The organism is Ruegeria sp. CG3 (genome assembly GCF_056537205.1).
The window spans coordinates 445,486-455,379 of sequence record NZ_JBQFRC010000003.1; the positions used below are offsets into that span (position 1 = coordinate 445,486).

The window sequence follows — 9,894 nt, forward strand, 5'->3', positions numbered from 1 at the left end:
TGCAAGGATTATTTGCGCCCTGAATGTGCCCGCGCTCTTGCCCGTCATTGCACCGCGGTCACGACAGAACTCAGCCGGTCGTGGGCGGGGTCAATCTCTTGAATTTGCGGCCCGGGCGTCCTTGGATGGCTTGGTATTGGCCCGTTTGGTTCTGCTTTTGTGATTTTTCAATCGTCTGTTAAACCTTTGAGTCGGGGCAGAAATTGACACCGATACCAAACCGCCCCGACCAAGGAGACGATGATTTGATGAATGTGTCCCTGCCGATTCCGTTGCTGGTCATGGCCATTCTCCCTGCTGCGTTGCTGGACCGATGTTCGGGCCAGAACACCGGCACCGCGCTGGGAGTTCTGGCTCGGGACCGGGTCGCACTGACGGCAACGGCCAATGAGATCATCGTGGAACTGCCTGTTGCAGAAGGGTCTCCGGTCAAGGTCGGCGACGTGCTGGTCAGGTTCGACACGGATCTGCAGACCGCGAAGCTGAACCTCGCGCAGGCGGAACTGGAAAAATCGCAGGCCACGCTGCTGAAACTGGAAGTCGGCCCGCGCGAAGAGGAGATTGCGATCGCGCGCGCCAACGTCGCCGGGGCCGAGGCGCGCCTGCTGGACGCAGAAGCCGTGTATCAGAGGAATTCCCAGCTGGTCGTCAACTCGGTCGTCAGCCAGGCGCGCCTGGATCAGGATATTGCCGCACGCGATTCCGCTCGGGCGGCACTGGAAAGCGCTCGGGAGTCCCTGAAAGAACTGGAAAACGGAACCCGCCCCGAAGATCTGTCGGTGGCCCGGGCCAATGTGCGAGCGGCCGAAGCGGCGGTTGCCGCCGAGCAGACCGTTCTGGATGACCTGACGGTTGTTGCGACACGGGACGGCATCCTGGATTCCCTGCCCTGGAACCTGGGGGAACGGGTCGCCCAGGGCAGTCCGGTCGCGGTGCTGGTGTCCGGCGCGGCCCCTTACGCCCGCGTCTATGTCCCCGAACCCAGCCGGGTGGACATCGCGCCCGGAGACTCTCTCGAGGTTCGGATCGATGGGCTGGACCAACCTCTGACGGGCACCGTGCGATGGGTCAGCGACGACCCGTCCTTCACCCCCTACTACGGGTTGAACAAGGATGATCGGACGCGGTTGGTCTATCTGGCAGAAATCGACCTGCCGGAGACCGCCCGAGATCTGCCCGCGGGCGTTCCCGTTCAGGTGAAGATGCCATGAGCGATCTGGTGGTCTCGACCCAGGGTCTGACGCGCCGGTTCAAAGAGAAGACAGCCGTCAGCAACCTGGACCTGGAGATACGCCAGGGTCAGATCTATGGGTTTCTGGGCCCGAACGGCTGCGGCAAGACAACGACGATGCGAATGCTGACCGGACTGCTGACACCCAGCAGCGGATCCGTCTCGGTGCTGGGCCGACCGATGCCGCAATACGCCGAGCCGCTGAAGAATGAAATCGGATACATGACGCAGATCTTTTCGTATTACCGCGACATGACGGTGCTTGAGAACCTGCGCTTTGCCGCCGAGATCTATGGAATGCCGCGCCGCAAATCCGCCGACCGTATCGACGAGTTGCTGACAACCTACGACCTGACCGAAAACGCCAATCAACTGAGCGGCAGCATGAGCGGCGGGCAGCGGCAGAAACTGGCGCTGGCGGCCACGGTGCTGCATGGCCCCAAGCTGTTGTTTCTGGACGAGCCGACATCGGCCGTCGACCCCGAAACCCGCCGGTCTTTCTGGGAACAGCTGTTCGACTTGGTCGATCAGGGCGCGACGATGATCGTGTCCACGCATTTCATGGACGAGGCGGAACGGTGTCACAAGCTGGCCATTCTCGAGCATGGGGTGAAAAAGGCGGATGGATCGCCCCGGCAACTGATGGAAGACCTGAACGCCACCGTGATCGAGGTCGAAGGCGAGGGTCTGCGGCAGGTCAAACACCTTCTGGACGACACGCCCAAGGTGCTGTCGACGGCGCAGGTGGGTGCCCGATTGCGCGTTCTGGTGGACAAGTCGGAAACCGAACCGATGGCGATGATCACGTCGCGCCTTTCGGACTTTTCCAACGTGACGATGTCGGTGCAGCGCCCCAATCTGGAAGACGTGTTCGTCAGCGCGACGAAGGGGCCCGCCCAATGAAATCGCTCCGCCGCATCACCGCCGTTCTCAAGAAAGAGCTGCTGCAACTGCGGCGCGACCGGATGACCTTTGCCATGGTCATCATGATCCCGCTGATCCAGCTGCTGTTGTTCGGATACGCAATTAACACCAACATCCGCCATATACCGGTCGGGATCGTGGATCAGGCCGATTCGTCGCTGTCCCGGACCTTGGCTCAGATCGTTCAGGCTACGCAGGTCGTGACCATCACCGAGGTCTTCTCGACCCCGGAAGAAGCCGAACAGGCGATCACCGAGTCCACCGTGCGCGCCGCGTTCATCATTCCGCCCGACGTCGATGACCGGCTTGCCCGAAGCCCGTCCATCGGATTGGGCCTGCCCAACGCCACCAACCAGACATCCAGCCGCCCCTTGGCTCATTGGATCGTGGATGGGTCGGACACCATGGTGGCCAGCGCCATCAAATCCCTGCGCAGCATGCCACTGACCGAATTGCTGCGACAGCCGCCAAACCGTCAGGTCCCGACCTTCGAGGTCACGCTGTATTTCAATCCCGAGCAACGATCGGCGGTGAACATCGTGCCCGGCCTTGTGGGTGTCATCCTGACCATGACCATGATCCTGTTCACCTCGGCCGCCATTGTCCGAGAGCGCGAGCGGGGGAACATGGAGATGCTGATCAACACCCCGGTCAAATCCATCGAACTGATGATCGGCAAGATCATTCCCTATATCTTCTTGGGCTTGCTGCAGGTCGGGATCATCCTTGGGCTGGGACATTTCCTGTTCGATGTCCCCATAAACGGAGGGATGACCCCGCTGCTGGTGGTAACGCTTCTGTTCATCATCGCCAGCCTGTCGCTTGGCCTTGTGATCTCGACGTTGGCCCAGAACCAGCTGCAGTCCATGCAGATGACGATTTTCGTTCTGCTACCCTCGATCCTGATGTCGGGGTTCATGTTCCCGTTCGACGGGATGCCCAAACCGGTTCAGGTGATCGCCCAAGTGCTGCCGGCCACCCATTTCATGGACATGATCCGCGGCGTGGTTCTGCGGGATGCAACGCTTTACGCTCTGCGCGGCGACATCCTGTGGATGATCGGGTTTGCCGTCCTTGGGATGCTGGCTGCGACGCTCAGGTTCAAGAAACGCCTGGGATGAAAGAAGGGCGGCCAAGGCCGCCCCAAGTGTCTGGATTGCCAGTCTCTTATCCGTGTCGGACCGTTCAGATGATCTCGTCCTCGTCGAACATGGGATCATCTTCCAGCTGCGCGTTGATATCTTCCATCGAGTCTTCGGCCTTTTCCACGGACCCGACCCGCCCCAGGTGAAACACGGCATCGCCCTCATTCACCACAGGCATGACCGCACGCCCGACGATCAAGCCGTCGAACGGAGCGATGATGTCCTCGCTGGCTTCGCCGAACGGGTCCGATACGGCACCCAGCAGATCACCTTTGCGAACCAGTTCACCGTCCGCTTTGTAGATCCGAAGGATTCCGCCCATCGGGGCGCGCAACCACTTGCTGGACGAACAGAACTGCGGTGCCGCTTTGGGCTTGGAGATCCGCTTGGCGGGAACCATCCCCATGTGCCTCAGCACCCGCAGAATGCCCGCAAGGCCCGCGCGGATCGACAGTTCATCCAGGCGAAGACCCTCGCCCGCTTCGTACAACAGGATGTCTTTCCCCTGCGCCTTGGCCGCGCCGCGCAATGATCCGTCGCGCAGGGGCGACTGGATGACGATCGGTGCTCCGAAAACGCTGGCCAGTTCCTTGGTCCGAGGGTTGTCGGGCGAGATCCGGATCTGCGGATAGTTCGTACGATGGATCGCCGCCGAATGCAGATCGATCCCCAGATCCGAACGGGCGACGATTTCTGTCATGAACAGATGCGCCAGCCGCGAGGCCAGCGACCCGTTCTCGCTGCCGGGAAACACCCGGTTCAGGTCGCGGCGGTCGGGCAGATAGCGCGAATGGTTGATGAAGCCGAACGCATTCACGATCGGCACCGCGATCAGCGTGCCTTTCAAGGTCGCCAGGTTGGGCGCACGCAACAGACGGCGTATGATCTCGACGCCGATCACCTCATCACCATGCACCCCACCGCTGACAAAAACGGTGGGCCCGTCCTGTCGGCCGTGCACCACATGCGCTGACATGGTCACCGGGGTATGGTCCGACAGAACGCTGACCGGCAGATCCACGGTAAGCCGCGATCCCGGCGCCACAGTGGCCTGGCCGATCGTGAATGGCTGCCGCTTTGCCATGCCGTTACCCTTTGCCCTTGGTCTTGGTGGCCCCGGCTTTTGCGTTCTTCTCCAGGAACTCGATCATCTTTCCGGCAATATCCAGACCCGTGGCTTTTTCCACACCCTCCAGGCCCGGCGAGGAATTGACCTCCATCACCACAGCGCCGTGGTTGGCGCGCAGCATGTCGACGCCGCAGGCATTCAGGCCCATCGACTTGGCCGCGCGAACGGCCGTTGCACGCTCTTCCGGTGTCAGCTTGACCACCTTGGCCGAACCGCCGCGATGCAGGTTCGAGCGGAAATCGCCCTCGGCGCCGGTGCGTTTCATCGCAGCGACAACCTTTCCGCCCACCACGATGGCCCGAATGTCGGTTCCGCCGGCTTCCTTGATGAACTCCTGCAGCAGGATGTTCACACCCGCACCGCGGAACGCCTCGACAACCGATTTGGCGGACCGGTCCGTATCGGCCAGAACCACACCGATGCCTTGCGTCCCTTCCAGCAACTTGATGACGATAGGCGCGCCACCGGCCAGTCTCAGCACCTCGTCGGTCTGTTTGGGGTCGTGAGCAAAGGTTGTGACGGGCAGGCCGACACCGTCGCGGGCCAGCAACTGCATCGACCGCAGCTTGTCGCGCGACCGGCCGATGGCGACGCTTTCGTTCAACGGGTAGACACCCATCATTTCGAACTGACGCAGCACTGCGGTTCCGTAGAAGGTGACGGAGGCACCGATCCGCGGAATCACCGCGTCATACCCCGTCAGCTTTTCGCCGTTGTAATAGATCTCGGGGCGACGGGTTGCGATGTTCATGTAGCACCGCAGGGTGTCGATGATGTCGAGCTGATGCCCACGCTCCTCGGCCGCTTCCTTGAGGCGGCGGTGCGTGTACAGGTTGGCATTGCGCGCCAGCATGGCAATCTTCATGACAAATCCCCTTTGTCCTGGTGTTTTGGTTTGCCGCGCAACAGATGCGCGCGCTTGGTGTGAACGGCGATCGCGTGGTTCTTCAGCGCCGCCCGTCCCACGATCATCTGAAAGGTCATGTTCGTGCGATCGGTCAGAGACAGATCCAGCGGCCAGGTTTCGTCGCCCAACCGGATGGTGGTTCGGATGACGATCCTGTTTTCAGGAATTCCGCTGGTGTTCTTGATGTTGCGCCGTTCCTTGATCGGAGCCTCGATACGGATCATGCCTTCTCCGCCCGGCACCTCCGTCAGGAAGGATACCCAATGATGTCCGTCCCGTTGAAACCGCCGAATGTCGGTCGCATGCAGCGCTGACGTGCGGGCGCCTGTGTCGATCTTGGCCTTGATGTCGTTCAATGGCAGGTCGGGAAGGTCGATGTATTCCATCCAACCAATGACCTTCGGCATCTGCGGCTGACCCTTGTCGGAAACGTTTGCCATAATCACACCAGCCAAGGCATCAGAAGGGTTGCAAGGCTGAGCACGAAGAAGAAGCCGGCCATGTCCGTAATCGTGGTCAACAGCGGGCCACTTGCGGCGGCCGGGTCCTGTCCGATCCGCTTCAGCAGCAAAGGAACAACACCGCCGATGGATACCGCCAGCATCGTGTTGAGTGCCAGCGCAGTACCAATCACCAGACCCAGAGCTGGATTGCCTTTCCAGAACCACGCGACCAGCCCGATCAGAATACCCAGCGCGATCCCATTGATGACCCCGACCGAAATCTCCTTGATCCAGACCCGCATGGCATCTTGCGGCCGTACCAATCCAAGGCTCAATTCGCGCATGGTGACGCCAACGGCCTGGTTGCCGGAACAGCCGCTCATGTCCGATACCATCGGCAGGAAGATGGCCAGCGCAATCACTGCGGCCAGTGTTTCTTCGTAGGCCGAGATCACGCTGGCCGCGATGATGTTGAGCACGATGTTGGCCGCAAGCCAGGCCAGCCGGCGACGGGACCGAACCGACAAAGGCATCGAGCGCAACTCGTCGCCAACCACACCCTGACGTTTGAGGCTTTCACTTTCCGAGCGTTCCAGAGTGGCTTCTGCCACCGCCGTGCGGGACACGACACCCGCCAGGACTCCGTCGGCATAAACCACCGGCACCCCCAGGAAAGGATGATCGTTGAACACGTCTTCCAGCTGTTCCAACGGGGTATCCACGGTCACGGTCAGTGGTGGAACCATGATGCTTGTCAGCTTTTCGCTGCGCTTGGCGGTCAGCAGGCTGCGCAGCGATACCACGCCCACGGCGCGCCCCTCGGAATCGACGATATAGGGGTGCTGCCCGCGATACCTTTCAAAATCCTCGTCGTCCGAAGCAAGTTCGCGCAGGACATTGCCAACGGTCTGCGTGTCGCGGAACTTGAACACCTCGGTCATCATCAGACCGCCGGCGGTGTCATCCTCGAACGTGCTGAGCAGGCGGACATCCGCAGCCTCTTCGGCGTCCATTTCGGACAGGATGGCCTCGGCATCCGGCGTATCCAACTCGCCGATAACGTCGGCCTGAATGTCCGAATCCAGCTGTTCGATGATCTCGGCAGCACGCTCTGGCTTGAGGCGTTCCACAAGCTCGACCGCCATCTCGTTTGGCGCTTCTTCGACCAGTTCCGCCGCAAGTCCAACGGGCACGATCTCCAGAACGGTATCGCGCTCAGCCGGTGTCAGCTGAAGAACTTCGCGCAGGGCTTCGCTGCTGGTCAGCGGATCCAGAAGCGCCTCAAGCTCGGACGCGTTGGACTGCTCGACAGCTTCCTTGATCCGAAGCGAAAGCTCTTCGTCGGTTGAGGGAATGTCTACGTTTCCGTCCATGCCTTGGCCATTCAATTGAGTTGTCGTTCCTTTATATAAGTGATAAATTTTTGTCTATAGGCAAAATTACACGAGATATAGAATGTCTGACTTCACGAATGCCGCGGAAACCCTGGCCGGGCTGTATGCCCGGGAGTTCGGAGGAAAGGCCTCGGGCCGGTATCGCATCCCGCAGAAGCTGCTGCGTGAACTGTGTGGCCGGAGAAGGCTGTACCAGGAGGACATCACGGCTCTGACCCGTGAACTTCTGGAAATGGGCTATGTCATGATTGATTTGGACAGCTTCTTTGTCGTCATGAGCGCCAATTCCTTCGTGAACTATCGGCGAGTCGGCAAGGAAATGCTGGCCCACACGGAAGGCACCAGCTGAGTCCCGTTCCAGGCAATCGTCGCAATGGCGCGCGATCTTGTCAGATCCTCAGTGCGCGAGCCGCCGCAGCCTTTGTTGCAGAAACTTTCTGGACGCCAGGTTCGGTGCCGCTTCTATGGCCTGCCGATAGGCCGCGACCGCCGCGGCGGTGCGGCCCGTCTTCTGAAGAATATGCGCGCGGGCCGCGTGCCATGGCTGAAAATCGTCAAGATCGGGCCGCAGGCTGTCCAGCTTGTCCAAGGCCAGTTGGGCATGACCTGCCTCGGCCATCACGACGGCCCAGTTCAGGGCAACCACCGGGGTTGGCTCGCAGGCCCACAAGGACTGATACAGCAGCGACATCTGCCACCAATCCGGGGCCGGCGCCATCATGTGGCAATCCGCAATGGCGGCCTTGAGTTGAAACGGTCCCGGTTTTCTCTGGTCGACCGCAGCTTGCAGGAGCCGCTGCGCCTGACGTATCTGACCCTGCCGCCAAAGTGTTCGGTCCTGATCCTCTACGGGCACCATAGCGCCATCAGCGTCGATACGCGCAGGGCGGCGGGCATCGGTCAATAGCATCAGGGCCAGCGCACCTTCGATCTCGGGCTCTTCCGGTTGGAGGTCTCGCAGAACTCGCGCAAGGTAGATACCTTCGTGGCAGAGATCCCGCGGCCCTGTATCCTCGTTCACGTATCCAGTGGTGAAGATCAGGTAGAGGGTCGTCAGCACCGTATCCAAACGTTCCGGCCAGATTTCCGGATCGGGAACGGAGTAGCCAATCCCCTTGGCGCGAATCTTGGCCTTGGCTCGGGACAGGCGCTGGCCCATCGTCTGGTCGTTGTCCAAAAATGCTGCGGCGATCTCCCGTGTGGTCAGGTTGCAGACCGTGCGCAAGGTCAGCGCGATGCGTGACTTCTGGTCCAGCGCGGGGTGGCAGCAGGTGAAGATCAGACGCAACCGGTCATCCGGTATCTGCTCAGGCAGGTCGTCCGTCACGGAGTCGGGCAGGGTTACGGCCAGGGCTGCTGTTTTCCGACCTTCCCTATGTTGCGCTCGAATGCGATCGATGCCCTTGTTCAGACCAACCCGCATCAACCATGCGGTCGGGTTGTCCGGAACTCCGCTGCGGCTCCAGTGTTTCACGGCCGAGATTGCGGCCTCCTGCAGTGCGTCCTCGGCCAGTTGGAAGTCACCCAACCGGTTGATCAGGCCGGCCAATAGCCGCCCCCGATCCCGCCGCAACACATCATCAATGACATGCCCAACTGCGATCGCTTTGGGGGCGGCATTCTTCATGGATTATCCTGCCGGATTGTAGTCCATCAAAGGCCGAACCTCGATGGTACCGTAGTTGGCGGCCGGGATCAGCGCCGCGTATTTCAACGCCGCATCCAAGTCGGCAACGTCAACCACATAGTATCCGCCAAGATGCTCACGCGTTTCGGCATAGGGCCCGTCCATGGTTTCAGCTTTTCCGGAGCGGATCCGAAGGGTGGTTGCTGTTTCGATCCCTTGCAGACCCTCGCCATCGCAAAGAACACCATCGGCTTTCATCCGCTCATTGGCGGCAAAGAAGCCACTCATCATCTCGTCAAACTCCCGGGTGCCATAGGCCGGCTCCTGCGCGGGGTCAGTGTAGATCAACAGCATGTATTTCATAGCAATAATCCTTTTCAAAAGTTATGGGTCAAAGACCGAATATCCGGGCTGCGATGCAGATCATCATGATCAGCGCGGCCAGGACATTGGTGCCATTACCGACATAGCGGAGCGGGTGGCCGGCATTGTCAATCTTCAGCCCGAAGGGATACACAGCTCGTCCGATCACCAGCAAAATGCCCGCCGCGTTGAGGAAAAGCGTTGATGTACCAACCCCTTCGCCCAGCATCATCAATATCAAGATGAAGGTCGCCCAGTCCTGGCAGTTTCCGTGTTGGCGCACGCGCAACATCAGCGCCATGTCGCCGCCATCGCCAATGGATTGGCCCGTCTGCGACCGCATCCCAGAGACACGAAACCATAAGACGAGCCAGATCATCGCCACTAGCAGCGCATAAATCGGTGTCGTTGAAAAAACCATCTATCGTCCTTCCTGTTTTCAGGTTCGTGCCCCAAGGACGTCGGGTTTTGTCAGATTTCGACAGGTGCTGAGATTTTTTGGTGGCGCGCTGCAATTTTTGCGCATTTTGCGCGTGTATTACGTTTTGTATGTCGGCGATTGTTGGGTTGGTGCTGAACGAGCGGTTGAGAACGAGCAAAGCCGCCCTTGGGCGGCTCGTTCGGTGTTTTGTTCGACTGTTTTGGTTGCGGGAGCAGGATTTGAACCTGCGACCTTCAGGTTATGAGCCTGACGAGCTACCGGGCTGCTCCATCCCGCGACACTTTGGGTT

The 9,894-nt window shown here is 60.2% G+C and carries 11 protein-coding genes and 1 tRNA gene; 4 read left to right on the forward strand and 8 right to left on the reverse strand.

Annotation, left to right across the window (positions count from 1 at the left end; all coding sequences use genetic code 11):
* The first annotated feature begins 248 nt into the window (after positions 1-248).
* Genes ACR0NB_RS15595 through ACR0NB_RS15605 form a run of 3 tightly spaced genes read left to right on the forward strand, consistent with a single transcriptional unit; the run spans position 249 to position 3,276 of the window.
* A complete protein-coding gene (locus ACR0NB_RS15595; protein ID WP_480776157.1) occupies positions 249-1,211 on the forward strand; it encodes an HlyD family secretion protein in 963 nt (320 codons plus the stop codon).
* Positions 1,208-2,134, forward strand: coding sequence for an ABC transporter ATP-binding protein (locus ACR0NB_RS15600; RefSeq protein WP_093963712.1), 927 nt, complete (start codon positions 1,208-1,210; stop codon positions 2,132-2,134). Before ACR0NB_RS15595 ends, ACR0NB_RS15600 begins: the two co-directional genes overlap by 4 nt.
* Complete coding sequence (locus ACR0NB_RS15605) at positions 2,131-3,276, forward strand: ABC transporter permease (RefSeq protein ID WP_480776158.1); 1,146 nt, start codon at positions 2,131-2,133, stop codon at positions 3,274-3,276. The genes ACR0NB_RS15600 and ACR0NB_RS15605 overlap by 4 nt, the downstream gene beginning before the upstream one ends.
* A 64-nt stretch (positions 3,277-3,340) precedes the next feature.
* Here the strand turns inward: ACR0NB_RS15605 and ACR0NB_RS15610 are convergent, their stop codons facing one another.
* From ACR0NB_RS15610 to mgtE, 4 genes are read right to left on the reverse strand one after another with little or no spacing between them, the layout of a single operon-like run.
* The gene (locus ACR0NB_RS15610; RefSeq protein ID WP_170343207.1) at positions 3,341-4,384 is read right to left on the reverse strand and encodes a succinylglutamate desuccinylase/aspartoacylase family protein; all 1,044 of its coding nucleotides are present in this window, start codon (positions 4,382-4,384) and stop codon (positions 3,341-3,343) included.
* Positions 4,385-4,388: 4 nt separating this feature from the next.
* Positions 4,389-5,294: a 30S ribosomal protein S6--L-glutamate ligase gene (rimK, locus tag ACR0NB_RS15615; protein WP_093963715.1), complete on the reverse strand. Its 906-nt coding sequence runs from the start codon at positions 5,292-5,294 to the stop codon at positions 4,389-4,391.
* Positions 5,291-5,776, reverse strand: a complete 486-nt coding sequence (locus ACR0NB_RS15620; RefSeq protein WP_170342576.1) for an ATP-dependent zinc protease family protein — start codon at positions 5,774-5,776, stop codon at positions 5,291-5,293. Before ACR0NB_RS15620 ends, rimK begins: the two co-directional genes overlap by 4 nt.
* Before the next feature lie 2 nt (positions 5,777-5,778).
* Entirely contained in the window at positions 5,779-7,152 is a 1,374-nt protein-coding gene (mgtE, locus tag ACR0NB_RS15625; RefSeq protein WP_170343209.1) for a magnesium transporter, read from the reverse strand.
* Positions 7,153-7,234: 82 nt separating this feature from the next.
* On the opposite strand from mgtE, the gene ACR0NB_RS15630 reads away from it, so the two are divergent.
* Positions 7,235-7,522: a hypothetical protein gene (locus tag ACR0NB_RS15630; RefSeq protein WP_170440145.1), complete on the forward strand. Its 288-nt coding sequence runs from the start codon at positions 7,235-7,237 to the stop codon at positions 7,520-7,522.
* Positions 7,523-7,570: 48 nt separating this feature from the next.
* On the opposite strand, the gene ACR0NB_RS15635 is transcribed toward ACR0NB_RS15630, so the two are convergent.
* The 4 genes from ACR0NB_RS15635 to ACR0NB_RS15650 form a co-directional block, all read right to left on the reverse strand.
* A complete protein-coding gene (locus ACR0NB_RS15635) occupies positions 7,571-8,800 on the reverse strand; it encodes an RNA polymerase sigma factor (RefSeq protein WP_480776159.1) in 1,230 nt (409 codons plus the stop codon).
* A 3-nt stretch (positions 8,801-8,803) separates the two neighbouring features.
* Entirely contained in the window at positions 8,804-9,163 is a 360-nt protein-coding gene (locus ACR0NB_RS15640; protein WP_170359778.1) for a YciI family protein, read from the reverse strand.
* Between the two features lie 28 nt (positions 9,164-9,191).
* On the reverse strand, positions 9,192-9,584 hold the full coding sequence (locus ACR0NB_RS15645) for an MAPEG family protein (RefSeq protein ID WP_480776160.1): 393 nt from the start codon (positions 9,582-9,584) through the stop codon (positions 9,192-9,194).
* Between the two features lie 221 nt (positions 9,585-9,805).
* Positions 9,806-9,882, reverse strand: a tRNA-Met gene (locus ACR0NB_RS15650).
* Positions 9,883-9,894: the final 12 nt, after the last annotated feature.